We start from the raw sequence: 25,993 nt of genomic DNA on the forward strand, positions 1-25,993 counted from the left end.
GCTCTATTTAGTTGAACTATGCATTTGACCCATTTATTAATTTTTCAACTCTAACCCTACTTTTCCATTTCTTCACTTCTAATTCACGTTTATAAGCCAGTGATTTGGTTTCAAATTCTTCAAAATAAATTACAATCCAATCCTTTGCTTTACCAGTGAATCCAGAATGATTTGATAGATGCTTACGTAATCGTTCTTGTAAACTTTCGGATGTATGACCAACATAATATTGATTTAATAAATTTGAATAAAGAATATAGAAAAAACTCATATCATTTTTTGTCTAAATTTTAAACAAAAAAAGCCACTCTATTTGAGTGGCTTTTTTTTTTGTAGTGAACGCAGAAGGATTCGAACCTTCGACCGCCTGCTTAGAAGGCAGGTGCTCTATCCAGCTGAGCTATGCGTCCATTTATTTTCTTTACTAACCTTCTGATCGTCCCGATTGGAAATCGGAATGCTCTATCCAGCTGAGCTATGCGTCCATTTATTTTCTTTACTAAACCTTCTGATCGTCCCGATTGAAAATCGGGATGCTCTATCCAGCTGAGCTATGCGTCCATTCATTTTCTTTACTAAACCTTCTGATCGTCCCGATTGAAAATCGGGATGCTCTATCCAGCTGAGCTATGCATCCATTTATTTTACTGTAACTAGACCTCGTTAATTAAAACAAAAAAGCCACTCTATTTGAATGGCTTCTTATGTGAACGCAGAAGGATTCGAACCTTCGACCGCCTGCTTAGAAGGCAGGTGCTCTATCCAGCTGAGCTATGCGTCCATTTGTTTTAAAACTTTATGGCAAAGTTTTCGTCGGGGTGGCAGGATTCGAACCTGCGGCCTCCTGCTCCCAAAGCAGGCGCGATAACCGGGCTACGCTACACCCCGAGGCAAAATTATTAAGCGGAGAGACAGGGACTCGAACCCTGGCGACGGTTACCCGTCGACAGATTAGCAATCTGCTCCATTACCGCTCTGGCACCTCTCCAAGCTCAAGAAACGTGTTCTGTTTTGCGGTTGCAAATGTAAGACAACATTCCATATCTCACAACTATTTCAGCGCTTTTTTTCATCTTTTTTCAATCTTTTTTTTAAAACACTTAACAATCAAACAAATAGAATTAACAAAAAATTGATATTAAATTTAAAATCCAATCGAATTGCCCCAAAATTTGAATTTATTCAAATAAAGAGTAAATTTGCTTGATTAACTAATATTAACAGAAAATGAACAAAAGAGTTGTTATCGTTTCTGCCGTTAGAACACCTATCGGAAGTTTCATGGGAGGTTTATCTACCGTACCCGCACCAAAATTAGGTGCTGCCGCTATAAAAGGAGCACTTCAAAAAATTAACCTTGACCCAAAATTAGTTGATGAAGTTTTCATGGGTAATGTGGTACAAGCAGGAGTTGGACAAGCGCCAGCACGCCAAGCTGCACTTTTCGCAGGTCTATCTGAAGAAGTTGCTGCAACAACAGTAAACAAAGTTTGTGCTTCAGGAATGAAAGCTGTTATGTTTGCTGCTCAGGCAATCGCTTGTGGCGATGCTGAGATTGTAGTAGCCGGTGGAATGGAAAACATGAGTTTGATTCCGCACTACGTACAAATGCGTAACGGAACTAAATTTGGTCCTGCAACTATGCTTGACGGAATGCAAAAAGATGGTTTGACAGATGCTTACGATAATAACGCAATGGGAGTTTGCGCTGACTTATGTGCATCTGAATATAACATTAGCCGTGAAGAACAAGATAATTTTGCCATTCAATCGTATGAAAGAAGTGCAAAAGCATGGGATGCCGGAAAATTTGATAACGAAATTGTTCCTGTAGAAGTTCCACAAAGACGCGGTGAACCAATCATTGTTTCAAAAGACGAAGAATACACCAACGTTAAACTAGATAAAATTCCTTCATTAGCAGCTGTTTTCACCAAAGACGGAACTGTTACTGCCGCAAATGCTTCAACAATTAATGATGGAGCTGCAGCTTTAGTTTTAATGTCTGAAGAAAAAGCAATCTCATTAGGATTAAAACCCCTAGCCTACATAAAAAGCTATGCAGATGCGGCGCAAGAGCCAAAATGGTTTACTACGAGTCCTGCAAAAGCACTACCAAAAGCTTTAAACAAAGCAGGAATTGCGATTGGCGATGTTGATTATTTCGAATTCAACGAAGCATTCGCCGTTGTTGGATTAGCCAATTCAAAAATCCTTGGTCTAGATAACGATAAAGTAAACGTAAATGGTGGAGCAGTTTCATTAGGTCATCCGCTTGGATGCTCGGGAGCAAGAATCATCGTAACTTTGCTAAATGTTTTAGAACAAAATAATGCCAAAACCGGAGCTGCAGCAATTTGCAACGGTGGTGGTGGCGCATCAGCAATTGTTATCGAAAGAGCTTAAAAATATTACATTAGGAGTTATTTCATTTGTAAATAACTCCTAATTTACAACTTATAAATTACCCTAAATGTTCGGAATTTGCAATCTAGCCATAGTACCCGTTCGATCTGAGCCAAGTGACAGAAGTGAAATCGTTACACAACTTTTGTTTGGCGAACACATCGAGATTTTAGAACGCCAAAATCAATGGGCTCGAATAAAAATACAGTACGATGACTACGAAGGTTGGGTAGATTCTAAACAATATCAGATTATTTCTGAGGCAAACTATAATCTATTAAGCAAAGAAGCGATAATTCTTAATGCCGATTTAATCGATTATATCACCGCACCAGATAATTTATTATTACCTATTCCGCTTGGAGCTTCGTTATCATTTTTGAATAATAGCGAAATCAACATTTCAAATTTCGATTTTGAAGGAACAAAAACTAGTGGAATAAAACCTAAAAGCGCTTTAATTAATACCGCTTTTATGTACTTAAACGCACCTTATCTTTGGGGCGGAAAAACTCCTTTTGGTATCGATTGTTCTGGTTTCACTCAAATGGTTTACAAACTAAACGGTTACAAATTACATCGCGATGCCTCGCAACAAGCACGTGAAGGCGAACCTTTGAGTTTTATTGAAGAAAGTGAAGTTGGAGACTTAGCCTTTTTTGATAATGATGAAGGAAACATCACTCACGTTGGTATTATCATGGACAACAATTATATCATTCATGCAAGTGGAAAAGTCCGTATTGATCGCTTAGACCACTTAGGAATTTACAATCCTGAAACCAACAAGCATACTCATAAATTGCGCGTAATCAAGAAGATTATTTAAACACAAATTAAAAATCCTTTTAATCTGCGTAATCTGTGGCTAAAAAATTCGTGCAAATTCGTGCGCCATTATTACGCACTTATACGAATCACTTTTCTAAACTCTGAAGGGCTATTGCCTCTTTGTTTTTTAAAGAATTTATTAAAGTGACTTTCATCGGTAAAACCAAATTCATATGCAATTTCGTTAATACGCTTATCGCTGAATTGCAAACGGTGTTCAATCAATTTCGTTTTATAATTACTAATATATTGCTGCATCGTTTCATTGGCATGTTTCTTAAAATAACGTCCTAAATACGTATTCGAAATCCCAAAATAATCACTAATAGATTCTGCTTTTATCTTTTCAGGATAATAGATATTATTCTGAATATATTGCAAAATATCCATCGCTTTAGCCTCACAACCAATATTCACTTGTTCTGGTAAATACTTCGCAATATTTCTTGCCACAATAATAATCAAGGTGTTTACCAATTGCTGAATCAATTCTTGATTGTAAACATCTTTATCCTGATGTTCACGACAAATAGCCTCAATCATTACCTTAACCAAACATTTATCAGAATCATTTTTTAAAATACAACCTGGCTGATGATTTGCATTTTGCAGAATATATTCTAAACGCTGAATATTCTCATTCTGTAAACTTGAATTTTTCAAATAAATATCATTGAACCTCAAAAAGAAAAACTTCGTTTTAGTCTCAATTGTAAAATTATGACAATCTTCTGGCGTCAATAAAAACATATGCCCGGCATCATATTCAAAAATATTTTTGTTGATGCATTGCGAACCTGTTCCCTCTAAAATATAGACTAATTCGAAGAAATTATGACGATCCCCAACATCCGGATATTCATCCAGAGTTTCAAAAGAAACCATAAAAGGCTCGTATAAATTTTCTTTTTTCATAATGATTTCTATTAATTCGGCTACAAATTTACATAAAAAAGACAAATATATACAACTTAACACTCTTAAAAATGGTATAATTTTGTCAAAAAATTTTTAAGCAATAAAATATAAGATCATGGAATATAGAAAATTAGGCAATACTGAACTTGAATTATCAACTATTACATACGGTGCATTTGCAATTGGCGGAAACATGTGGGGCGGAAACGAAAAAGCAGATTCAATTGCTTCGATTCACGCTTCGATCGATCACGGCGTTACCACAATTGACACCGCTCCTTTCTACGGATTTGGCTTAAGCGAAGAAATGATTGGCGAAGCTTTAAAAACCCAAGATCGTTCAAAAGTACAGTTGCTAACTAAATTTGGTTTAGTTTGGGACGGAAGTAACAATGGAAAGGGAGATTTCTTTTTTGATGCTGATGACAACGGTAAAAAAGTTCCTGTCTATAAATATTCATCAAAAGAAAGTGTAATTAAAGAAATCGAAGAAAGCTTAAAACGTCTTAAAACTGATTATATCGACTTATTACAAATTCACTGGCCAGATTCTACAACGCCAATTAACGAAACAATGGAGGCCGTTGAAACTTTAATTCAACAAGGAAAAATTAGAGCTTTTGGAGTAAGTAATTATAGCATTCCACAAATTCAGGAAGCCCAAAAAACAATTCAAATAGCTTCAAATCAAGTCGCTTACAGTATGCTAAACCGTAAAATTGAAACCGATCTTATTCCATTTACAGCTGAAGAAAACATCGGAATCATTGCTTACAGCCCCATGGAACGCGGTTTGCTAACCGGAAAATATTTCACCGATAGCAAACTAAAAGAAAACGACCATAGAAACGGATATTTTGGTCAGTTTGATCTTCAAAAAGTAAAAACTTTGGTCGAAGAATTGAGTTCACTGGCAAACGCAAAACACATTTCGATTTCACAATTGGTTTTACGCTGGACCACTTTACAAAAAGGAATCGCAATTGTTTTAGCTGGAGCAAGAAATGCTGAACAAGCCATTTCAAACGCAAAAACAATGGATTTTGATTTATCAGTTTCTGAATTGGATTTTATCAATCAGGCAATTTCAAAATTAAAATAAGAATAATAATTTAGGTGTGCCCCTTTGGGTCGGGCTTTCGGCTATATCTTTTGTTTCGTTCCACTTCACAAAAGGATACCGCCTCTATCCCTCACACAAAATCACGAATACATAAGAACATTACAGTTATGAAAAAAATATTTATTATCAACGGAAGTCAAAACTTCGCACATTCGGGCGGAAAATTCAACGAAACCGTTACAGATTGGACTTTAGAATATCTAAAAAGTAAAAATTACGAAATTAAAACCACAGATATCAAACAAGATTTTGATCTCGAAGAAGAAGTCGAAAAATTTGCTTGGGCAGATGTAGTTGTTTACCACACACCAGTTTGGTGGTTTCAATTACCAAATCTTTTCAAAAAATATATCGACGACGTTTTTACTGCCGGACACAACAAAGGAATTTACAAAAGCGACGGAAGATCCAGAACAAATCCAGATATTAATTACGGAACTGGTGGACAATTGCACGGACGTAAATATATGTTAACCACAAGCTGGAATGCTCCTGCAACTGCTTTTACGCTTCCTGGAGAATTCTTTGAAGAAACATCTGTAGATGATGGCGCTATGTTTGGCTTTCATAAAATGAATAAATTTGTTGGAATGGAAAAACTAGACGGATTTCATTTTCATGATGTCGAAAAAGGTGCTACTGCAGAAAATATTAGTATCTTTAAATATGAATACACCAATCATTTAGAACAAATTTTTAAAAACCTATAATTATGATTTCAATTACAGCAATCCTAAAAAGTAAAAAAGAAAACATAGAACAAATACAATCACTGCTAAACCATTTGGTTACCGAAACCAGAAAAGAAGCTGCGTGCGCGCGTTACGATCTTCACAACTCCGAAAATGTATTTATTATTTGGGAAGAATGGAAAGATCAAGAAGGTTTAGACATTCATAATAACCAATCGCACTTAAAAGATTTTATTGCTAAAAGCGAATCTTTAGTAGCTGCACCAATTCAGGTTTATAAAACAGTACAGATATTGTAATTTTATTTTGCCAGCAATTCCACAAATTAATATTTCTATAAAAATAGATTAGTGTTAATTTATGGAATTGGCTGCAAACTTTTTTACTATTTTATCCCGCCAAAAGCACCGAAACACATGTTTTTATGCAATATTTCAACGCTTTTGAAACCAACTTTCTTCATTAAATCCAACTGATAATTCATCGATCTAGGTGTATCCTCTTTTGCAATATAATCAAACACTTTTTCACGATACTCTGCACCACCAATACTTTCTAGATACTCACCATATATTTGCCACGTATAATCGTTAAGTAAATCAGTATCCTGCGTAATCAAATCCGAAATCATAAAACATCCACCCGGTTTTAATAACTTAAATATTTTAGCAAAAGTCGTTTCCCAATCTTCATCGTCTCGCAAATGATGCAAAACTGCTCCAGCCAAAATAATATCAAAATGATTTTCCGGCAATTCAACTTCTCGAATATCTCCCTGCTTTACCTCTACTTTTCCATTTGTTTCTATCGAAACTCTCTCAAAAGCTCTATCTAACATTGGCAAGCTCAAATCGACCAAAGTACAATTCAAATTTGGTACTTTAGACAACATTTTTAAAGTATAATTTCCTGCACCACAACCAATATCCAAAACATTCTCAGCATTTGGAACAATTCTTTTCGACGCTTCCGTAATTAATTCCAAAGAAATTGTCGCATCAATAGTTGCTACTTGTCCAGTTTCTAAGTTTGAAAATCGTTCGACATCATTGTCAAACCTTTCTTTAATCTCTTTAATAGTTGATTTTTTCATAGTTTTTTGTTTTTATTTACCCACGGATCTTAACGTATTGAACGGGTTTGCACTGATTTTTTGCCACAGATTAAAATGATTCAAATGATTTTAAAACTACAGAAATCTATGAAAATCCTTTAATCTGTGGCATAACTTTTTAACTCACAAAAAAAAAACCGCTTAAACCAGTTTAAATCCGTAAAATCTGCGGCCATTTATTTTTTTCAAAACTAGCACTTTGATACATATCTCAAAAATACTTATTTTAGCAATTATTAATACTTAATAGGTATTTATGGAATTACGTCATCTAAAATATTTTTTGGCTGTAGCCGAAGAATTAAACTTTACAAAAGCAGCCGAAAAACTCTTTATATCTCAACCGCCTTTAAGCAGGCAAATTATAGAACTCGAAGAAGAAGTTCAGGCGCGCCTATTCAACAGAAATAATAAAAAAGTAGAATTAACCGAGGCAGGAAAATATTTTGAAAAAGAAATAAAAGAACTATTTCAGAATCTCGAACGAATTACTGTAAAAACTAAAAAAATTGCCGAGAATGTTTCCGGGGAATTCAGAATCGCATATATAAGTTCAATTTACTCAAGCGTCATTTCAGAATTAATTAAATATCTAAAAGAACAATTTCCATACGTTAATTTTAAACTCTTTGAAATTTCTACAACCAAACAAATAGTAGCCTTAGAGCAAGGAAAAATAGATTTGGGCATTATTCGATCGCCCATAAAATCGCCCAAAATAAAGGCGCAATTATGGTTTCAGGATGGGTTTTCAGTTGTTTACAACAAAAACGTAATTCAAATTAATTCTGAGAAAGAAATTCCGAATCTAAAAGACGAAACTTTTGTGTTTTTCAACAAAGACTATGCGCCGCATTATCATGAAGTTTTACTGGAACTTTGTGCTTTTTATGGCTTTACGCCAAAGGTCGTTCATGAATCCAACAACATTAACTCTATAGTACAATTGGTTAAAAACGGATTAGGAATCTCGATTGTTCCGTCGAACATTGCTCAAAACAATCAAGATCCTGAAATTGGTTTTATCGAATTAAAAAAAGTCAATTTGCAAACCGATGTTTCTTTAATCACCTCAAAAGAAGATGCTTCAGAAATTACTCGAGTTGCAGTCGAGTTTTTATTGAAGAAAAGTAGTTTACACTAAGATTGCATAATAATTTAATCTCGCAAAGTCGCAGAGTTTTTTCTGTAACTATTTGAATTACCCTCATAGTTTGTCATTTCGAGCAACGAGAAATCACACTATCCCGAAGTCTCGGGACACATGAAAGTCATCGATCTTTGTCGATTCACAAGTGCGATTTCTCGTTGCTCGAAATGACACAAAAGGAGAAAAAATCATTTTAATCCTATAATCTGTGGCAACAAAAAAACGTTACAATTTATCACACCAATAACAATCATAAAAAGATAACTTTTAAATACCTTAGCAAATTATAATTCTACCTAATAAAATCAATAAAAATGGCTGAGCAGTCTTCAATTCAATGCCCAAATTGCGGAACTAATATCGATGTAAATGACATATTAAAACATCAATTAGAAGATAGTATTCGTAAAGAATTTCAACAAAAAGCCAACGCTCAAACGAAAGAATTAGAACTTAAAAACGAACAATTCGAAAAGGCCAAAACGGAATTTGAAGCTAAAAAGAAACATGAAAACGAACTTTTTGCTGAACGTTTAGAACGTGAAAAAAAGGTAGCCGAAAAAGAAATTACCGAGAAATTAAAAACAAAACTCGACGAAGAAAATAAAGACCGTTTGCTTTTGATGGAAAAAGAGCTTTCGGAGAAATCAGAAAAACTTCGGGAATTGAATAAAATGGAAGGTGAAATTGCCAAACTTCAACGTGAAAAACTGGAGATGAAAGACGCCATTCAGGCTGAAGCCGAAAAACAACTCAATGCAACCTTGGTTCTTGAACGTGATAAAATTCGCAAACAAGAAGAAGAAAAAAACGAGTTAAAAATCAAAGAATACCAAAAACAATCAGACGATCAAAAGAAATTGATTGAAGAAATGAAACGCAAGCAAGAACAAGGTTCTATGCAATTGCAAGGTGAAGTAATGGAGTTAGCGATTGAAGAATGGCTGGCAAATAATTTTCCTCTAGACACTATTGACGAAATTAAAAAAGGTGCAAATGGTGCCGATTGTCTTCAGATTGTAAATACTCGCGAATTGCAGAATTGCGGTTCTATTTATTACGAAAGTAAACGTACCAAAGCTTTTCAGCCAGCTTGGATTGAAAAGTTCAAGAATGATATTAGAACTAAAAGAGCTAATATTGGAGTTTTAGTAACCGAAGTTATGCCGGCGGGAATGGACCGAATGGGAATGCGAGACGGAATATGGATTTGTACTTATGAAGAATTTAAAGGTTTAAGCGCTGTTTTACGTCAATCTTTAATTCAGGTAAGTCACGCAGTTCAGGCACAGGAAAACAAAGGCGATAAAATGTCGATGCTGTACGATTTTTTAACCAGCAACGAATTCCGTTTACAAATTGAAGGAATTGTAGAAGGTTTTACCCAAATGCAAGGTGATCTTGATGCCGAAAAAAGAGCAATGCAACGTATTTGGAAACAACGTGAAAAACAGATCGAAAAGGTCGTTCATAATACTTTAGGAATGTACGGTTCTATTCGTGGTATTGCCGGAAATGCTGTTCAAACCGTTAGAGCTTTAGAACTGGATTTTATAGAAGACGAGCAAGAGGATCCTAAAGAATTATTGGAATAATAATGTGGAGATGGTACGCGGATTAAACGGATTCGCTAGCGCGAAGACGCGGATGTGCACGGATTTTTTTTGTATTTTTTACAATCAAAACAAACGTAATATTTGTCATCCTGACGAAGGAAGGATCACACTCGAAACTCGACAAAGATTGACGAATTTCTTTGCGGAATTACTCATGTGATCCTTCCTTCGTCAGGATGACAAAATTGTACAAAAAAAGGCTTCGAAATTAATCGAAGCCTTTTATTTTGAATTAACCCTTTTTAAAGGACATTGTTAGTCCAAACTGATTGGTAAGGAATAATTTATTATTCTCAATAGAATAACCCGATGTCGTTCTTAACAACTGCAAAAACTCGGCTTCTTTTTTCGCATCGCACTTTTTAGTTTCTGACGTGATGTTTAAAAACTGAAGTAGACCTGCATCTTTTGAAAGCAAATTCCCTTTAATAGCATTACATCCTGTAGAACCTGAAAATGTCGACGATGCAATTGAAATAGTTGGAAAAGTAGAAAAATCCTTTTGCGTAAGTACCTTTCCGTTTAAATTCTCCAAAATCCAAGTTTGTTGTAATTTCTTCTCAATTGATTTTTCAACTGTACTATTTCCAGTACTTGTACTTTTCGTAGACTTGCAGCTGTAAGTCAGTGAAACAGCAATAAATAACATTAAAATCCTTTTCATGTAAAATATACTTTGTAAGTTTTAGCTTGCGAAATTATTTTACTTTTACAACTCAAAAAGGCTCTAAAGGTTATTTTTCAATCAAATTAAGACATTTATAAAACTAAATTTTTAATCTACTTTCTTAAAAACCAAAAGTTTTCCTGACGGATTGGAAAGTGTTAATCTATTATTACCAACAGTATATGTAGTTGTACTTTGAAGCGCTTTTGTAAACTCATCTTCTTTATTACCAGGAGCACAAGCCATAAGCGTTGAAATCATATTCGAGAATCTCAATAAATCTTTTTCATAAAAGATACTTCCGCTAATAGAATTACATCCTCCAAAACCCATAAATCTATTTTCTGCTGCATGAATTTCAATTCTTGGTAATTCTCTTTGAAAATCAGTAAGAGAAACTTTTTTTCCATTTAATTCTTCCAAAACCCAAATATCATGCAAACGGTAATCTGTAATATATTTTCCGCAACCGTTTAAAATTTTACCATTAATTTCGACTTTAACAGTATAAGGTGATTTTTCGCCTGACATAGAATCCTGACAGTCGAATTGTTGAATGGTAACTGTGGCAGACGTTTTCCCGTTGTTAAGTTTATACATCTTCACATTGGCATCCATAGCTCTAATAGGCTCTACAGATTTAAAACTAATTGATTCCATTCCTTCAATCAATGATGTAAAAACAGTTTTGTCCTTCCCTATTTTCAATCCCCAAAATGGTTCATTTCCAGTAGCTTTAAAATAAACTGTTAGATCTTCTTCATCTGAAGTTGTTTTAGAAGTTGTTTCTTCCATGTTCGAATTTTTAACTGCGACCGACTTGCAGCTTAACGTCACAGCCGCTAAGACACATAGTAAAAGTACTTTTTTCATATTGTATATTTTTTATTATGCTTTCCCTCTAGAAAAAACTGAGCCAAAAATTACGAAGCCTTATTTTTTATGATTTTTTTAGGTGGAATTTCTTATAAAATTAAGAAAAATAACACATTTACAAAAAAAATCTAAAATTAAAAAACACTTCGAACCCGCGCTACTTAAAAGATCAAGATAAAATACGTAGAAAAAAGCAAATCACTACTTAAAAAAATCACACCAATACGTATTTTAATAAGTACAAATACTTATATTTGCGTAATAATACTTAATTAAAGAAATCATGATTAGAGTAATAGTAGTTGGAAACGGCATGGTTGGTTATAAATTTTGCGAAAAATTCATTGTAAAATCAGGACAAGAAAAGTATCAGATTACAGTATTTGGCGAAGAGCCAAGGCGCGCTTACGACAGAGTTCACTTAAGTGAATACTTTGGAGGTAAAACCGCTGATGATTTATCATTATCAACTAGCGAATGGTACTTAGAAAACAATATTACTCTAAATACTTCTGAATTAATTACAGATATTAATCGGGAAGAAAAAACGATACATACGCACTTAGAACAAACTCATAAGTACGACTACTTAGTTCTTGCAACAGGCTCATCTGCATTTGTTCCTCCTATTGATGGAGTCGAAAAAGAAGGTGTCTTTGTTTACAGAACCATCGAAGACTTAGACGCCATAATGGCTTATGCCAAAAAAATAAAGCAAAAAGGCGCGACCGAAGCTGCTGTTTTAGGCGGAGGATTATTAGGTCTTGAAGCTGCAAAAGCAGTACGTGATTTAGGATTAAACCCTCATATTGTAGAATTTGCGCCACGCTTGATGCCGAGACAATTGGACAAAGGCGGAAGTGATATGCTACAATCTAAAATTGAGGAATTAAATATCGGAATTCATCTTAACAAAACCACTCAATATATTGATGGAAAAGATAGCATAATGGGAATGATGTTTGCCAATGAAGAATTGTTAAAAGTTGACATGTTGGTTATATCTGCCGGAATTAAACCACGCGACGAACTGGCTCGGGTTTCAGGACTAGAAGTTGGTGTTCGAGGTGGCGTTGTGGTAAACAATCAGATGCAAACATCAGATCCTTCTATTTTTGCGATTGGCGAAGTGGCACTTTATAACCAAAATATTTATGGTCTTGTTGCTCCCGGTTACGAAATGGCCGATGTTGCAGCTGAGCAAATCTTAAATGGAACTAAAACCATGAGAGAATCCATCGATATGTCGACACAATTAAAATTAATTGGTGTTGAAGTTGCGAGTTTTGGTGATCCTTTTATCGAAAACAATGATGTAACCGCCATTATTTACGAAAATAAATTAACAGGTATTTACAAAAGAATTAATGTTACCAAAGACTCTAAAACTTTGTTGGGGGGAATTTTGGTTGGAGATTCCAGCGATTACAATTCGCTTTTTCAGATTTACAGTAATGCAATGGCTTTACCTAAAAATCCTGAAGATCTTATTTTAGGTTCGAGAGATGGCTCTGAAGGCTCTAGTTTAGGAAGCGTTTTAGACTTACCAGATACTGCCATAATTTGTTCTTGCGAAAACGTAACTAAGGGCTCTATTTGTTGCTCACTTCTGGACGAAACTTGTTCAAACTTCTCTGATGTTGTAAAACATACCAAAGCTACTTCTGGTTGCGGAGGTTGTAAACCAATGGTTGCAGATTTGGTAAAAGCTACTCAAAAATCACTAGGAAAAGAAGTTAAAGATGTTATATGCGAGCATTTTCAATATACCAGACAAGAGTTATACGATTTAGTAAAAATCAATAAATACGAGAATTTCTATGAAGTTGTCGATCATCACGGAAAAGGAGATGGTTGCGAAGTTTGCAAACCAGTTGTCGCTTCTATTTTCTCTAGTATCTACAATGACACTGCAAATAAACACGTTACTACACAAGATACAAACGACAGATTTTTAGCCAATATTCAGCGCAACGGAACTTATTCTGTAGTTCCAAGAGTTGCCGGAGGCGAAATTACTGCCGAGAAACTTATCGTAATTGGTGAAGTTGCCAAACAATTCGATTTATATACCAAAATTACGGGTGCACAACGCGTCGATTTATTTGGAGCACACTTAAGTGATTTACCAAAAATCTGGAAAATACTAATCGATAATGGTTTTGAAAGTGGTCACGCTTACGGAAAATCGCTTCGTGCTGTAAAAAGCTGTGTTGGAAATGCATGGTGCCGTTACGGAATGGATGATAGCGCGGGATTTGCAATCGAATTGGAAAACAGATACAAAGGAATTCGTTCTCCACATAAACTAAAAGGCGGTGTTTCGGCCTGTATTCGTGAATGCGCGGAAGCTCGCGGAAAAGATTTTGGATTAATTGCTGTCGAAGGCGGTTGGAATTTATACATAGCAGGAAATGGGGGCGCAAACCCAAAACACGCCGTTTTATTAGCTGAAAAAATTGATAAAGAAACCGTCATTAAATACCTAGATCGCTTTTTAATGTATTACATCCGTACAGCAGGTCCGCTAATTAGAACAGCTACTTGGTTAGATAAACTAGATGGAGGTTTAGAGTATCTAAAAGAAGTAATTATCGAAGACAGTTTAGGAATCTGCGAAACATTAGAAGTTGAAATGCAAGGCCTAGTTAACACTTTTGAATGTGAATGGAAACAAGTATTAGAAAAACCAAGATTATTAAAACGTTTCAACCATTTTGTAAACTCTGAAGACAAAGACGACAATGTTGTTTTTGTTCCGTTAAGAGATCAAAAAATGCCAAAAGCCTGGACTTAAAATATTTTTTTTTAAACACATAGAATCATAGATTTTGAAAAATCAAAAGGGCATTTCACTTGTATTAACAAACATAGATAGCTGTGTACTAGAAACGAGTTTCTTTTATTAATCTTTTTGTACAGAATAAAAACCTATATCTCTATGCGTTTAAATCAATGAGTTCCAAAAAAAGAAAAAGAAAATATCACAAAAACGTTTGCTGTCCTCTTACCCTCTTTTTTACTGCGCCGTCAAGTCTATTGATTGTAAAAAGAGGGATAAGAAACAGGAATTAAAATAAAATCAAAATGGAAGAAATTTTAAATCAATACAAAACCGTACATCCAAACGATGCTACAATTTGGTTCAAAGCTGGTCAAGTAACAGATTTTCCAACAAACCGCGGCGGATGCATCAAATACAAAAACAAACAAATAGCCATTTTTAATTTTGCACGTCGAAACGAATGGTACGCGTGTCAAAATGCATGTCCACATAAAATGGAAATGGTATTAGCAAGAGGAATGACAGGATCTACAGATGATATTCCGAAAATTGCGTGTCCAATGCACAAAAAAACATTCTCATTAGTTGATGGTTCAAATCTAAACGGAGAAGAATACAAAATTGCAACCTACCCCATTAAAGTCATTGAAAATGAGGTTTTTGTTGGTTTTTTAGAATAATCTGACATAATCTTGTCATTTCGACGGAGGAGAAATCACACAAGAAACTCCTCTCAGTTAGACGCCAATCTTTGTCGACTTACGAGTGTGATTTCTCGTTCCTCGAAATGACAAAAATAGCGTAATAGTGATTTGACTTCCGAAAAAAAGCTTAATACAAAATAAAAAGTAATTGTTCATCGCCACGAATTTCGCAAATTACACTAATTTAATTCGCGCAAATTCGTGAAATTAGCGGCGAAAAAAACTTAATTCCGTATATTTGAATTCTATTATTTGACTACACAAAATGACTACACCTTTTCAAAAAGCCAGTGAATGGATTGATGCCGAAAATGCTCAGGATCCAAATATCGAAATCGACCAAAACGTAGAATATCCTAAAGAATTATTATATTCAAACAGGATGTATAAAAAACTGATGCAATTTCAACCAGATGCTTCAGAAGAAGTTCAAATTGCCTCAAAAGCACAGCATATTTGTCGATGGAAAGTCGCTCGCGAATCTTACCCAATGGATCGTGTTGGTTATTTAAAATGGAGAGAAGATCTTAAAAAATTTCACGCCAAAACTGCTGCCGAAATTTTAGAAAAAGCAGGTTATAACCAGGAATTTATTACGAGAGTTTCTTTTTTAATCGAAAAGAAATTACTTAAAAAAGATGCCGAAACGCAATTACTTGAAGATGTAATTTGTCTTGTATTTCTAGAATATTATCTAGATCCATTCGTACACAAACACGATGAAGAAAAACTTAAAAACATCATCAAAAAAACCTGGGACAAAATGTCTGAAAAAGGACATCAGGAAGCTTTAAAAATTAATTACTCTGAAGAAAACTTAAATTTGATAAAAGCTTCTTTGGGGTTATAATCAGATCATCTGAAATGAGCTGAAAAAAGTTCAATTTCCCCATATAAAGACAAAAAGTATCTTCGAATGAAAAAAAGCAATCAGGAAGCAGCAGATAAAATCACCTTCAAAAATTTACGCCGTTGGTATTTTTTTGCACTCTGGACTATTGCATTAACCATTATTTTAAGTCAGATTCTCGTTCAATACAACTTAAAACAACAATTAAGCGATTCTAAAATCATCAATATTTCTGGTAAACAAAGGATGTTGAGTCAGAAAATTATCAAAGAAGTATTGATTTTAAACTATGTTGTTGACAATGCCAAAAAGCAAGAAATTGCACATTTAAAGACCGTTTTATCACTTTGGAAAAACAATCAAAATGCATTAGAAAACGGCAGCGATACATTGGCATTTCCAAAAGAAAAAAGCGAAACCTTATCTAAATTATATCGTGAAATTAAGCCTAGTTTCAACAATATTGCCGAAGCTACAAATACATTTCTCTCAAATTTAGAGCAACAAAATAGCTTCGAAAACAATCAGAAACTTGTACAAACAATTCTCAAAAACGAAAGTATTTTTCTTTCGAAAATGAATCAAATTGTAAGTCAGTACGATATCGAAGCGCACGAAAAAGTAACAGAACAACGCAAAATAGAATATTGGATTTTTGCTTTTACCCTATTTGTTCTTTTGATGGAATTTTTCTTTATTTTTAAACCAACGAATAAAAAAATAGAGAATCTCATTGCCAAACTTTTAGCATCTGAAAAGAAAGCACTAAAACTTGCTTACGACACTGAAATTATTAGTGAAATCAAGGAAAACTCTGTAAAAGAATTAAAATCGCTCAATCATGCCATGGAAAATACGTTGCTTTACTGCCGTATAGCCCCAGATGGTTCGATTATACATGTTGGCGAAAAATTTGCCAAACTTTTAAATTACACCAAGTTTTCATCCAATAAAAAATTCTCAGAAGTTTTAACTACCGATGAAAAAGAACAAATAAATATTGATCGTATCATTTTTGAGAAACAACGCAGCGGCTGGCAAGGCGAAATTAAAATTAGCAACAAGGAAAATCAGACAATTTGGTTAGATTTATCGATGGTTCCTGTAATGATCAAAAAAGATGAACTAGAACTATTAATTGTATGTTTTAACATTACTGAACGCAAAAAAGCACAACGCGAAGTCGAGCGTTTGAATCTGGAAAACAGTAACGAAAAAATCAATCAGCAAAAAATCATTTCGAGTAAAATTGTCGAAAATCAGGAAAACGAACAAAACCGAATTGCCAAAGAAATTCACGACGGAATTGGCCAGATGCTTACAGGTTTAAAGTTTAGTCTGGAAAGTATCAATCTGGAAGACAAAGAAAAATCAGCTCAAAAAATAGAATATTTAAAAAAACTTTCACTCGATATTATCAAAGGAGTTCGAACGGCAACTTTCAACTTAATGCCACCGGAATTAAGCGATCACGGCATAGTTTCTTCGCTTGCAAAACTTACTCAGGAACTTTCGAAACTAACCGGAAAAGAAATCCTATTTTACAATAAAACCGATTTTGACCAGCGTTTAGATTCGTTAATCGAAATCAACATTTATCGCCTAACGCAAGAAGCTATCAACAATGCTATAAAATACGCCGAATCGTCGCATATAATTGTACAACTTTCCCACAGCGAGACTTTGTTGAGCGTTATTATAGACGACAACGGAAAAGGCTTTGATATCAATGCGGTAGACAAAAAACGAAACAGCGAATCTGGAATGGGATTATTGTTTATGAAAGAAAGAATTCAATACATCAACGGACGCGTCTTCATCAAATCAATTCCCGGAGAAGGAACCAGGATTACTTTTAATATCCCTATTTAATTAGAAAATTTGGCAATTAGAAAATTAGAAAATTTTATAGACGCAAACCTTTGCTAAAGTTTTGAAATTTGGCAAAGGTTTGCGCAATCTTATCTGATCTCGAAACTCGTAATTAAGCTAAACCCGACAGGTTTTAAAAACCTGTCGGGTTTATAAAATGTAAAATCACCAATCTTTGTCAATATATTTTTGTGATCTCTCCTTCGTCGAGATGACAAAATAGAGCAAAAAAAATAACCGATTAACAACCTTCCTTTTACATTGTCAAATTATCCAATTTTCAAATTGCCACATTTTCTAATTTTCAAATTCAAAAATTACGTATATTAGCATCTTCTTTATAGATGAATATACGTAAAAATTCAGAATCAAAATTAAGTAAACCATGAGTAATAACATTCGAGTAGTTCTGGCAGATGACCATGTTTTTGTAAGAGATGGAATAAAATCATTACTGGAAAACGAAGCCAACATTGAAGTTGTAGGGGAAGCCATTGATGGTGCCGATGCTCTTGAAGTCGTTGCAACCAGCAAACCAGATTTACTTATAGTAGATATTCGCATGCCAAACTTAACGGGTATTGAAGTAGTAGAAAAACTTAGAAATGAAAATAATGCTGTAAAAATCATTATGCTTTCAATGCACGAATCTGAAGAATATGTATTAAAATCAATAAAAGCAGGAGCCGATGGTTATTTACTAAAAGGTTCAAGCAAAGAAGAATTTTTAAAAGCATTACACACTGTTGCCGCAGGTGGAAAATATTTTAGCGGAGACATATCTTCTATCTTAATAAGCCAATTAACAAATTCATCAGCATCAATAGAACCTAAGCAAAACTTAGGCGAAGAAATGATGATTACCAAAAGAGAAAAAGAAATCCTGACACTTTTGTTATCAGGAAAAGGAAATAAAGAAATTGCCGAAGCGCTTGAAATTAGTAAACGAACTGCCGAAGTGCACCGTTTTAACTTAATGAAAAAGCTAAAAGTAAAGAACCTTATGGAACTTTCGAATAAAGCTACGGAATATTCGTTACTATAAACAAATTACGTATTAATACGTAATTATTTTTCAAAAACTGCGTTTTAGCAGGTTTTAACTAAGTTATAGTACTTATTTTTATCAAAAATTATAAGTACTATGAAAACTACAAATTCATTATCGCAATCACACAAGATTTTATTTTTGAACACACTGGCATTTACCGTGTGTTTTGCCTGTTGGACATTAAACGGAGTTCTCGTAACCTTTTTGGTCGATAACGGAATTTTTCATTGGAGTGTCGTTCAGGTTGGTTGGCTTCTTGGAATCCCAATTTTAACGGGTTCAATCATGCGTCTACCAATTGGTATACTTACTGACAAATTTGGAGGAAAATATGTTTTCTCACTCCTACTTCTACTCTGCTCGATTCCGCTATTTTTATTGCCATTCGCTAATAGCTTTATTACGTTTGCCTTATTAAGTTTTTTATTCGGAATGGTAGGAACAAGTTTTGCAGTTGGCATTGGATATACTTCGATTTGGTATCCAAAAGAATGGCAAGGACGTGCTCTGGGAATTTTCGGAATGGGAAATGCAGGAGCTGCAATCACCACATTTTTAGCACCTTCATTATTAAACCATTTCTCTGTAGATGACCCTCAAAATGGATGGAAAATTCTTCCTGTTATTTATGCAATCGCATTGGTTATTATTGGAGTTGCCTTTTTAATTTTTGCTAAAAACAAAAAATTAGAAAATAATACCAAAACTGTTTCTCAAATGCTTCAATCTCTAAAATCAGCGCGTGTATGGCGTTTTGGAGCGTATTACTTTTTAGTATTTGGATGTTTTGTTGCGTACTCGCAATGGTTATTACCAAACTTTATGAACGTTTATCAAACCAGCTTGGTTATGGGCGGTTTATTTGCCACACTTTTCAGTTTGCCATCCGGAGTAATCAGAGCATTTGGAGGTTATTTATCAGATAAATACGGTGCCCGAAAAGTTATGTATTGGGTTTTGAGTTCATCTGTGGTTTTGAGTGCTTTATTAATGATTCCTAAAATGGAAATTACAACAACCGGACCAGGCGTTTTAGCTACTAAAAAGGGAACAATAACTGAAGTTTCAAACGAAAAAGTAAAAATTGGAGATACTGATTTTCCAGTTGCTCAGAAAAAAGAAACCGAATCTGAAAATGCGATTTTCCCAACCAAAACATCGTGGCAACAAGTTGTAGTAGAGCAAAATCAAACTGTAAAGAAAAAAGAACTTCTTGCTAAAGGAATTACTGTAATTAAATTTGATGCGAACATGTGGGTGTTCTTGATTCTAGTAATTTTAATTGGTATTTCATGGGGAATTGGTAAAGCAGCTGTATACAAACACATTCCTGAATATTTCCCGACAGAAGTGGGCGTCGTAGGCGGAATGGTTGGTATGATTGGCGGCTTAGGAGGTTTCTTTGGACCAATAATCTTTGGCTACTTATTAACTGCAACAGGAATTTGGTCAAGCTCATGGATCTTCATTTTACTGCTTTCGGCAATTTGTCTAATTTGGATGCATTATACAATTACCAAAATCATGAACGAAAAACAGCCAATTCTAGCAAAAGTAATTGACAGACAATAATTTATTTATCTTTAACTAATTATTAAATATGATTTTTATCATTAAAAAAGAAATCCTTTTCTTATAATTTTGTTTCAGTTTTAAACAATATAAGTTATGAAAAACCTAAAAATAATTCTTTTATTACTACTAGTAGCAATAAGTTATGATATTCAAGCACAGGAATTGGACGTTAATTTACAATTAAGACCTCGTTTTGAATATCGTAACGGATATAAAACTCTTATACCCGAAGGAACAGAAGCTACTTCTCAAATCTCACAACGTTCAAGATTAAACTTTAATTACAAACAGGATCAATTAACTGTTAAATTAACTTTTCAAAATGTAAGAACATGGGGAGATGTACCAACAACAGCAACTGCAGATAAAAATGGTGTAGCCGTTTTCGAAGCTTGGGCAAAATATGATATATCCGAAAAATGGAGCGCAAGAGCAGGTCGACAAGTACTTTCTTATGACAATCAGCGTATTATGGGAGAAATCGACTGGTTACAGCAAGGACAAAGCCATGACGCGTTAATGGTTTCATTTCATCCAAAAAACCATCAGCTAGATATGGGATTTGCCTATAACTCTGATGCCGAAAATACGTTTCAAACTCCTTATACTGTAGCCAATTATAAAGCGATGCAATATGCTTGGTATCACACTAATGCAGACAAATTAGGCGTAAGCTTACTATTTTTGAATACAGGTTATGAATATGCTAATCTCACAAAAAAACTATTGGTAGATTACAAGCAAACTTTTGGTACTTACCTGACTTACAAAAACAATAAAATTGATGGTAATTTAAGTTTCTACGGGCAAACCGGAAAAAGTGCAGACAAACAAGTTAGCGCCTGGGATGGAGCTGTAAACTTAGCATACAGCATAACGGAATCTTTTAAAGCTGGTATTGGTTACGAATATCTTTCAGGAAAAGATATGAATGATAAAAGCACAGTTATCAAATCATTCAACCCTATTTTTGGTACCAACCACGCTTTCAACGGTTATATGGATTATTTTTATGTTGGCGGAGGTCATCAAAACAGTGTTGGTTTACAAGATGCTAATTTAAAATTCACTTACAATGTAAAAAAATGGCAATTTGCATTAATGCCACACGTATTCTTATCTGCTGCTGATGTAGTTGTAGCAGACAAAAAAATGGATTCGTACTTGGGAACTGAGGTCGATTTTACAGCCGGATTCAATTTTAAAAAAGACATCACACTTACAGGAGGTTACTCTCAAATGTTTGGCACTACAACATTAGAAGTTTTAAAAGCTCCAGGATATGCCGGACACACCAACAACTGGGCATGGTTAATGATTTCTGTAAATCCAAGAATTTTTACTTGGAAAAAATAAGAGATTTTTCAAAATATAAATTTACAAAAAGCCCTTTTCAAAATAGAAAAAGGGCTTTTTTTTGTCTTTTAAAGAAACTCATCTTAAATTTTAATTAATTATATTTGACTTAGTTATCTAAAAAAATCCTTATTTATGATTACTTTTTAATCTTAGTAAAAATTAAGAAAAGATCAATACTGTTCCCTAATGAAATATAAAAGCATAATAATTTTATTTGTTTCAATAATTCTATTTTTTCTTTTTGGATTACTTTATGATATACAATATAGATCGCTAACACGAATACTGATTTTCAGAATTTAGTAATTATGACTTGAGATATTATGGAGGAAAAGAAATTAGATTTTTTGTTCTCGATTTAGGTTTTATATTAACAGTTGTTCCAACTGGACTATATATTATTTCAAAATCACAAAAACAGAAAAGAATCTCCCTTTACTCTATTTTAATTTTTTCAGGGCTTTTAGTTTCATTTTATCTTTTCTACTGCTTTCTAGAATCTCAAATCATAAAATATACTACGCCAGTCAATATTAAAAACATATATTATTTTCATCATCAAAATGTAAACTATCTACTTATTGCTTTATTTAGTATAATTTCATCTCAAATTTTAAATTACTTTATTCTTGTAAAATATTTAAAAACAGACCTGAACAAACAAAAAAATCTTTATGAAACAACTTTTTAAATTATCTCTATTCACATTCATTATAGCACAATCAAGCTTTTCTCAAAAATACAATGCTAACTTAATTTCAAAAGATTCAGAGATAAATTTTGCAAAATCACTAAAAAGAGGAATTAAAAGCGATAATGTAATTTACTTTGTTGAAAAGGATTTACAAACAATATCTGCGTACAAAAAAAACAAACTTAAATGGCAAACTAATGTAATTTCTATTTGCGGTAAGCCAAAAGTAGGAGAACCTCAAATAAGATATATAGGACTCAATAAAAACAAGCTTCTTGTTGTTATTGGCAAGCATAATTTTGCAGAAGTTGACATCAAAAATGGCAAAACAAAACTTGTCGGTTCAGATTAAAAAAAGTAATATTTAATCGCAATTAAATAGAAAAATACCATGAAAATCATAGCTTGGAATTGCAACATGGCATTCAGAAAAAAAGCAGAATTTATTCTTCCTTTCAATCCTGATATTGCAGTAATTTCTGAGTGTGAAAGTCCTGAAAAACTTAAATTCTCAAGCGAAGCAAAAATACCAACAGATATTCTTTGGTACGGATCAAATCCAAATAAAGGACTTGGCGTTTTCTCTTATACCAATTATAGATTTCAGTTAATGGATTGCTATAATCCTGAATTTAAAAATATTTTACCAATTGCTGTAACTGGTGGAAAAATTGATTTTACGCTATTTGCAGTTTGGGCAAATAACCCTGCCGATAAAGATGGCGCATATGTAACACAAGTTTGGAAAGCGATTAATTATTATGAAGATTTAATCACAGAAAACAAAACCATTTTAATTGGCGATTTTAACAGTAATACCATTTGGGATAAACCTAGACGTGAAGGAAATCATACAGCGGTTGTCCATAAATTAGCCGAAAAGAATATTTTTAGTACCTATCATAAATATTACAATCAAACACAGGGAAAAGAAGAACATCCCACTTTGTATATGTATCGGCACGAAAACAAACCTTACCATCTTGATTATTGTTTTGCATCAAATGATTTTATTGGCGCTCTCGAAAGTGTTCAAATTGGAACTTATCAGGATTGGACAATACACAGTGATCACAAACCCTTAATAATTAAATTCAATATATAAAACTATGACCAACTGGACTCAAAGATGGGACGACCGCTACAAAAGCGAAGAATTTGCGTATGGAGAAGATCCCAACAATTACTTAAAAGAACAAATTGAAAAGCTAAACACAGGAACAATCCTTTTTCCAGCTGAAGGCGAAGGACGAAATGCCGTTTTTGCAGCCAAATTAGGTTGGAAAGTTGCCGCCTTTGATATTAGCGAAGAAGGTAAAAACAAAGCCCTAAAACTTTCCGAAGCCAATAATGTAACGATCGATTACAAAGTTGGAGTATTAGAAACATTAAACTATAAAGCTGAGCAATTTGATGCAATAGCATTAATTTATGCACATTTTCCGGCAGAAATAAAATCATCAATTCACAAAACACTCGAAACTTATTTGCGCAAAGGCGGTATTCTTGTTTTTGAAGCTTTCAGCAAAAAACACTTAGAATATCTTGCTATAAACGATAAAGTTGGCGGTCCGAAAGACATTGAGTCTTTATTCTCTATTGAAGAAATTCAAGCTGATTTCCCTAACTATGAAATCATCGAATTAGAAGAAAAAGAAATTGAACTGAACGAGGGTTTATTCCATAACGGAAAAGGTTCAGTAATTCGATTTGTTGGCAGAAAAAAATAATTGTACATAAAACGTGAGGTCGAGGCGCTATTCTAAACGCCTCGACAAAATTTTCCGAATAAAAAAACAAGTAACAAACTAAAAAACAATCACTTAAAAACTTAACTCTAATTAAAACTAAAACAATTATTTGTATTTTCGTATAAAAAAAGACTATCTACAAGTAGCAACCTAACCAATTACAAGGTTGTGTTTCTCATTTTGCATTGCCCCTATTTTGAAATTAATCGTAATAAATTTTAAACAATTTTATAATGGCAAAATCAAAAACAATTGTACTAGTACACGGAATGTTCGTAAATAACAGTAGTTGGTCTGAATGGAAAAATTATCTGAAGCAAAAAGGTTACACCGTTTATGCTCCACCAAATCCCGGACATGATGGCAATCCCGCCGAACTCAGAACCAATATTCATCCTAAACTTGTAGAAACCGGTTTTATAGACGTCGTCACAAATATTGCAACACTTATAGATACCTTACCCGAAAAACCACTAGTAATTGGACACTCTATGGCTGGCTTAGCCGTTCAAAAACTAATAGATTTAGGCAAAGCCGATGCAGCAGTAAGTATTAATGGCGCACCTCCAAAAAATGTTCTTCCTCCTTTTTCAACCGTGAAAATTGTTTGGCCTGCGGTAAACTTTTTTTCAAGTAAAGGCTATTATTTAGGCTCGCGAGATTGGTACAATCGGGCATTTTTTAATACGCTGTCAAAAGCAGAACAGGACAAAGCATACGATTTGATTGCAGTACCTGAAAGTAGAAAAATAGGGCGTGAAACATTGCTAAAATCATTTTCGAATGCTGAATTTAAAAAACCACACCAACCAATTTTATTTATTGGAGGGGGACAAGACAAGATATTTCCACCAGAATTAACAAAAAAAATTGCATCCCAATATAAAGACTCCAATAGCAAAGTTGATTTAAAAATTTTCGAGCAAAAAAGCCATTTTGTTTGTGGCGAAAAGGGCTGGGAAGAAATAGCAGATTATATCTTAAAGTGGTATACAGATCTTTAAAAAACATAAAAGAGAGACGTACATCTTAAAGACACATTTTTTGTGCGTCTCTGCATTATTACCAAGCCATAAGTAGTAATACTTAAATTAAAAATATTTGTGTTCCATAATTTCTGTTCGCAATTCTGGAATAGCCAAAATACCAATCCTCTTTCCAACCGTTTCAATTAGTCCTTCTTTTTTAAGACTTGAAAGTATTCTAATCGCTTGTTCTTCGGTAGTTCCGGCAAAATCAGCAATCTCTTTTCGCGAAAGCTCAATATCAATTAAACCATTTATTTGTCCAAATTTACGGTGGATATACAGTAACAAATCAATCACCCGTTCACGAACATTCATGTGCGCAATTTTGCGAATATTGTTTTCACTTTTGTTCAGTTCATCGGCATAAAACAACATTAAAGCATACGTAAATTCGGGAACTTTTTGCAGTATTTCTAACATCGTTTCATTACTAAAATTGCATAAAACAGTATCTTCAAGAGCATAAGCACCAATTAAATAACGTTTTGAAGTTCCAAACCCTCGAAAACCAATGGTATCGCCGTTTGTAGTAAGACGCACAATTTGTTCACGACCATTTATTCCCGTTTTAACCGTTTTTACCTTTCCGCTGCAAACAAAATAAAGCCCTTGCAAGGGAGAATCTTCGGTGATAAACTGATTCGTTTTTTTACAAACAAAACTATTCTTCTTTAAAATAAACTGCCCCATTTGCTCCAAATGCAAATGTTTCTTAATAAAGCAATTTTCGTTGGGACAAGTATAACAAACCGTTTGCTCTTCTTTCATGAGTTCTAATTTTATCCAATTGAAAACTAATTTGTTGATCCTCTTTTAATTTTATCAAAAATAAAAAAATAAATTCAAAAAATAAGTATTTTTACGTATAAATACTTATTTTTGTTTTGAAATAAATAAGTGAATTATTTAGATTCTCTTCAGATTTAATTTA

At 33.8% G+C, this 25,993-nt stretch carries 24 protein-coding genes and 4 tRNA genes; 18 read left to right on the forward strand and 10 right to left on the reverse strand.

Annotated elements, in window-relative coordinates:
* Positions 1 to 16 precede the first annotated feature (16 nt).
* From IW18_RS17175 to IW18_RS17195, 5 genes are all read right to left on the reverse strand, one after another.
* Positions 17 to 271 carry a GIY-YIG nuclease family protein gene (locus tag IW18_RS17175; protein ID WP_041519194.1) on the reverse strand — a complete coding sequence of 85 codons (255 nt, stop codon included), beginning with the start codon at positions 269 to 271 and terminating at the stop codon, positions 17 to 19.
* 65 nt (positions 272 to 336) lie between these two features.
* Positions 337 to 410 (reverse strand) — tRNA-Arg (locus IW18_RS17180).
* 297 nt (positions 411 to 707) lie between these two features.
* Positions 708 to 781: transfer RNA gene (locus IW18_RS17185), tRNA-Arg, on the reverse strand.
* Between the two features lie 32 nt (positions 782 to 813).
* Positions 814 to 888 (reverse strand) — tRNA-Pro (locus tag IW18_RS17190).
* A 16-nt stretch (positions 889 to 904) separates the two neighbouring features.
* Positions 905 to 988 (reverse strand) — tRNA-Ser (locus tag IW18_RS17195).
* A gap of 239 nt (positions 989 to 1,227) precedes the next feature.
* Between IW18_RS17195 and IW18_RS17200 the strand changes: the two genes are divergently transcribed.
* Together IW18_RS17200 and IW18_RS17205 are read left to right on the forward strand one after the other, a co-directional pair.
* Complete coding sequence (locus IW18_RS17200; RefSeq protein WP_041519196.1) at positions 1,228 to 2,406, forward strand: acetyl-CoA C-acyltransferase; 1,179 nt, start codon at positions 1,228 to 1,230, stop codon at positions 2,404 to 2,406.
* Between the two features lie 67 nt (positions 2,407 to 2,473).
* Positions 2,474 to 3,235 (forward strand): C40 family peptidase, encoded by a 762-nt coding sequence (locus tag IW18_RS17205; RefSeq protein ID WP_041519197.1) that lies wholly within the window; start codon positions 2,474 to 2,476, stop codon positions 3,233 to 3,235.
* A gap of 71 nt (positions 3,236 to 3,306) precedes the next feature.
* Here IW18_RS17205 and IW18_RS17210 read toward each other — a convergent pair whose 3' ends face one another.
* The gene (locus IW18_RS17210; RefSeq protein ID WP_041519199.1) at positions 3,307 to 4,152 is read right to left on the reverse strand and encodes an AraC family transcriptional regulator; all 846 of its coding nucleotides are present in this window, start codon (positions 4,150 to 4,152) and stop codon (positions 3,307 to 3,309) included.
* Between the two features lie 118 nt (positions 4,153 to 4,270).
* On the opposite strand from IW18_RS17210, the gene IW18_RS17215 reads away from it, so the two are divergent.
* The 3 genes from IW18_RS17215 (at position 4,271) to IW18_RS17225 (ending at position 6,269) form a co-directional block, all read left to right on the forward strand.
* A complete protein-coding gene (locus tag IW18_RS17215; RefSeq protein WP_041519201.1) occupies positions 4,271 to 5,257 on the forward strand; it encodes an aldo/keto reductase in 987 nt (328 codons plus the stop codon).
* A gap of 128 nt (positions 5,258 to 5,385) precedes the next feature.
* Positions 5,386 to 5,988 (forward strand): NAD(P)H-dependent oxidoreductase, encoded by a 603-nt coding sequence (locus IW18_RS17220; RefSeq protein ID WP_041519203.1) that lies wholly within the window; start codon positions 5,386 to 5,388, stop codon positions 5,986 to 5,988.
* A 2-nt stretch (positions 5,989 to 5,990) separates the two neighbouring features.
* Positions 5,991 to 6,269, forward strand: a complete 279-nt coding sequence (locus tag IW18_RS17225) for a putative quinol monooxygenase (protein ID WP_052480212.1) — start codon at positions 5,991 to 5,993, stop codon at positions 6,267 to 6,269.
* Positions 6,270 to 6,355: 86 nt separating this feature from the next.
* On the opposite strand, the gene IW18_RS17230 is transcribed toward IW18_RS17225, so the two are convergent.
* Positions 6,356 to 7,063, reverse strand: a complete 708-nt coding sequence (locus IW18_RS17230) for a class I SAM-dependent methyltransferase (protein ID WP_041519205.1) — start codon at positions 7,061 to 7,063, stop codon at positions 6,356 to 6,358.
* A gap of 277 nt (positions 7,064 to 7,340) precedes the next feature.
* On the opposite strand from IW18_RS17230, the gene IW18_RS17235 reads away from it, so the two are divergent.
* Positions 7,341 to 8,228: a LysR family transcriptional regulator gene (locus IW18_RS17235; RefSeq protein WP_041519207.1), complete on the forward strand. Its 888-nt coding sequence runs from the start codon at positions 7,341 to 7,343 to the stop codon at positions 8,226 to 8,228.
* Between the two features lie 320 nt (positions 8,229 to 8,548).
* Positions 8,549 to 9,829 (forward strand): DUF2130 domain-containing protein, encoded by a 1,281-nt coding sequence (locus tag IW18_RS17240; protein ID WP_041519208.1) that lies wholly within the window; start codon positions 8,549 to 8,551, stop codon positions 9,827 to 9,829.
* 253 nt (positions 9,830 to 10,082) lie between these two features.
* Here IW18_RS17240 and IW18_RS17245 read toward each other — a convergent pair whose 3' ends face one another.
* Together IW18_RS17245 and IW18_RS17250 are read right to left on the reverse strand one after the other, a co-directional pair.
* Positions 10,083 to 10,514: an META domain-containing protein gene (locus IW18_RS17245; protein ID WP_084607978.1), complete on the reverse strand. Its 432-nt coding sequence runs from the start codon at positions 10,512 to 10,514 to the stop codon at positions 10,083 to 10,085.
* A gap of 111 nt (positions 10,515 to 10,625) precedes the next feature.
* The gene (locus tag IW18_RS17250) at positions 10,626 to 11,390 is read right to left on the reverse strand and encodes an META domain-containing protein (RefSeq protein ID WP_041519210.1); all 765 of its coding nucleotides are present in this window, start codon (positions 11,388 to 11,390) and stop codon (positions 10,626 to 10,628) included.
* Positions 11,391 to 11,676: 286 nt separating this feature from the next.
* On the opposite strand from IW18_RS17250, the gene nirB reads away from it, so the two are divergent.
* The 11 genes from nirB (at position 11,677) to IW18_RS17310 (ending at position 25,038) form a co-directional block, all read left to right on the forward strand.
* The gene (gene nirB / locus IW18_RS17255) at positions 11,677 to 14,190 is read left to right on the forward strand and encodes a nitrite reductase large subunit NirB (protein WP_041519212.1); all 2,514 of its coding nucleotides are present in this window, start codon (positions 11,677 to 11,679) and stop codon (positions 14,188 to 14,190) included.
* Positions 14,191 to 14,480: 290 nt separating this feature from the next.
* Positions 14,481 to 14,858 (forward strand): nitrite reductase small subunit NirD, encoded by a 378-nt coding sequence (gene nirD / locus IW18_RS17260; RefSeq protein ID WP_041519214.1) that lies wholly within the window; start codon positions 14,481 to 14,483, stop codon positions 14,856 to 14,858.
* Positions 14,859 to 15,147: 289 nt separating this feature from the next.
* Entirely contained in the window at positions 15,148 to 15,732 is a 585-nt protein-coding gene (locus IW18_RS17265) for a DUF4202 domain-containing protein (RefSeq protein WP_041519216.1), read from the forward strand.
* Between the two features lie 66 nt (positions 15,733 to 15,798).
* Entirely contained in the window at positions 15,799 to 17,604 is a 1,806-nt protein-coding gene (locus tag IW18_RS17270) for a sensor histidine kinase (protein WP_041519217.1), read from the forward strand.
* A 385-nt stretch (positions 17,605 to 17,989) separates the two neighbouring features.
* Entirely contained in the window at positions 17,990 to 18,649 is a 660-nt protein-coding gene (locus tag IW18_RS17275; RefSeq protein ID WP_041519219.1) for a response regulator transcription factor, read from the forward strand.
* 99 nt (positions 18,650 to 18,748) lie between these two features.
* The gene (locus IW18_RS17280) at positions 18,749 to 20,227 is read left to right on the forward strand and encodes an MFS transporter (protein ID WP_041519221.1); all 1,479 of its coding nucleotides are present in this window, start codon (positions 18,749 to 18,751) and stop codon (positions 20,225 to 20,227) included.
* A 96-nt stretch (positions 20,228 to 20,323) separates the two neighbouring features.
* A complete protein-coding gene (locus tag IW18_RS17285) occupies positions 20,324 to 21,586 on the forward strand; it encodes an alginate export family protein (protein ID WP_041519223.1) in 1,263 nt (420 codons plus the stop codon).
* A 677-nt stretch (positions 21,587 to 22,263) separates the two neighbouring features.
* Complete coding sequence (locus tag IW18_RS17295; protein WP_041519226.1) at positions 22,264 to 22,635, forward strand: hypothetical protein; 372 nt, start codon at positions 22,264 to 22,266, stop codon at positions 22,633 to 22,635.
* Between the two features lie 39 nt (positions 22,636 to 22,674).
* On the forward strand, positions 22,675 to 23,388 hold the full coding sequence (locus tag IW18_RS17300) for an exonuclease/endonuclease/phosphatase family protein (protein WP_041519227.1): 714 nt from the start codon (positions 22,675 to 22,677) through the stop codon (positions 23,386 to 23,388).
* Between the two features lie 4 nt (positions 23,389 to 23,392).
* Entirely contained in the window at positions 23,393 to 24,013 is a 621-nt protein-coding gene (locus IW18_RS17305) for a class I SAM-dependent methyltransferase (protein ID WP_041519229.1), read from the forward strand.
* A gap of 254 nt (positions 24,014 to 24,267) precedes the next feature.
* Positions 24,268 to 25,038 (forward strand): alpha/beta hydrolase, encoded by a 771-nt coding sequence (locus tag IW18_RS17310; RefSeq protein WP_041519231.1) that lies wholly within the window; start codon positions 24,268 to 24,270, stop codon positions 25,036 to 25,038.
* A gap of 87 nt (positions 25,039 to 25,125) precedes the next feature.
* On the opposite strand, the gene IW18_RS17315 is transcribed toward IW18_RS17310, so the two are convergent.
* Positions 25,126 to 25,830, reverse strand: coding sequence for a Crp/Fnr family transcriptional regulator (locus tag IW18_RS17315; protein ID WP_041519233.1), 705 nt, complete (start codon positions 25,828 to 25,830; stop codon positions 25,126 to 25,128).
* Between the last annotated feature and the right edge of the window lie 163 nt (positions 25,831 to 25,993).

The organism is Flavobacterium hibernum, assembly GCF_000832125.1.
GTDB classification, from domain to species: domain Bacteria; phylum Bacteroidota; class Bacteroidia; order Flavobacteriales; family Flavobacteriaceae; genus Flavobacterium; species Flavobacterium hibernum.

Bases quoted from the DNA above. Each gene is read 5' to 3' on its own strand.
- IW18_RS17175 (WP_041519194.1), bottom strand. From the start codon at position 271: ATGAGTTTTTTCTATATTCTTTATTCAAATTTATTAAATCAATATTAT.
- IW18_RS17200 (WP_041519196.1), top strand. From the start codon at position 1,228: ATGAACAAAAGAGTTGTTATCGTTTCTGCCGTTAGAACACCTATCGGA.
- IW18_RS17205 (WP_041519197.1), top strand. From the start codon at position 2,474: ATGTTCGGAATTTGCAATCTAGCCATAGTACCCGTTCGATCTGAGCCA.
- IW18_RS17210 (WP_041519199.1), bottom strand. From the start codon at position 4,152: ATGAAAAAAGAAAATTTATACGAGCCTTTTATGGTTTCTTTTGAAACT.
- IW18_RS17215 (WP_041519201.1), top strand. From the start codon at position 4,271: ATGGAATATAGAAAATTAGGCAATACTGAACTTGAATTATCAACTATT.
- IW18_RS17220 (WP_041519203.1), top strand. From the start codon at position 5,386: ATGAAAAAAATATTTATTATCAACGGAAGTCAAAACTTCGCACATTCG.
- IW18_RS17225 (WP_052480212.1), top strand. From the start codon at position 5,991: ATGATTTCAATTACAGCAATCCTAAAAAGTAAAAAAGAAAACATAGAA.
- IW18_RS17230 (WP_041519205.1), bottom strand. From the start codon at position 7,063: ATGAAAAAATCAACTATTAAAGAGATTAAAGAAAGGTTTGACAATGAT.
- IW18_RS17235 (WP_041519207.1), top strand. From the start codon at position 7,341: ATGGAATTACGTCATCTAAAATATTTTTTGGCTGTAGCCGAAGAATTA.
- IW18_RS17240 (WP_041519208.1), top strand. From the start codon at position 8,549: ATGGCTGAGCAGTCTTCAATTCAATGCCCAAATTGCGGAACTAATATC.
- IW18_RS17245 (WP_084607978.1), bottom strand. From the start codon at position 10,514: ATGAAAAGGATTTTAATGTTATTTATTGCTGTTTCACTGACTTACAGC.
- IW18_RS17250 (WP_041519210.1), bottom strand. From the start codon at position 11,390: ATGAAAAAAGTACTTTTACTATGTGTCTTAGCGGCTGTGACGTTAAGC.
- nirB (WP_041519212.1), top strand. From the start codon at position 11,677: ATGATTAGAGTAATAGTAGTTGGAAACGGCATGGTTGGTTATAAATTT.
- nirD (WP_041519214.1), top strand. From the start codon at position 14,481: ATGGAAGAAATTTTAAATCAATACAAAACCGTACATCCAAACGATGCT.
- IW18_RS17265 (WP_041519216.1), top strand. From the start codon at position 15,148: ATGACTACACCTTTTCAAAAAGCCAGTGAATGGATTGATGCCGAAAAT.
- IW18_RS17270 (WP_041519217.1), top strand. From the start codon at position 15,799: ATGAAAAAAAGCAATCAGGAAGCAGCAGATAAAATCACCTTCAAAAAT.
- IW18_RS17275 (WP_041519219.1), top strand. From the start codon at position 17,990: ATGAGTAATAACATTCGAGTAGTTCTGGCAGATGACCATGTTTTTGTA.
- IW18_RS17280 (WP_041519221.1), top strand. From the start codon at position 18,749: ATGAAAACTACAAATTCATTATCGCAATCACACAAGATTTTATTTTTG.
- IW18_RS17285 (WP_041519223.1), top strand. From the start codon at position 20,324: ATGAAAAACCTAAAAATAATTCTTTTATTACTACTAGTAGCAATAAGT.
- IW18_RS17295 (WP_041519226.1), top strand. From the start codon at position 22,264: ATGAAACAACTTTTTAAATTATCTCTATTCACATTCATTATAGCACAA.
- IW18_RS17300 (WP_041519227.1), top strand. From the start codon at position 22,675: ATGAAAATCATAGCTTGGAATTGCAACATGGCATTCAGAAAAAAAGCA.
- IW18_RS17305 (WP_041519229.1), top strand. From the start codon at position 23,393: ATGACCAACTGGACTCAAAGATGGGACGACCGCTACAAAAGCGAAGAA.
- IW18_RS17310 (WP_041519231.1), top strand. From the start codon at position 24,268: ATGGCAAAATCAAAAACAATTGTACTAGTACACGGAATGTTCGTAAAT.
- IW18_RS17315 (WP_041519233.1), bottom strand. From the start codon at position 25,830: ATGAAAGAAGAGCAAACGGTTTGTTATACTTGTCCCAACGAAAATTGC.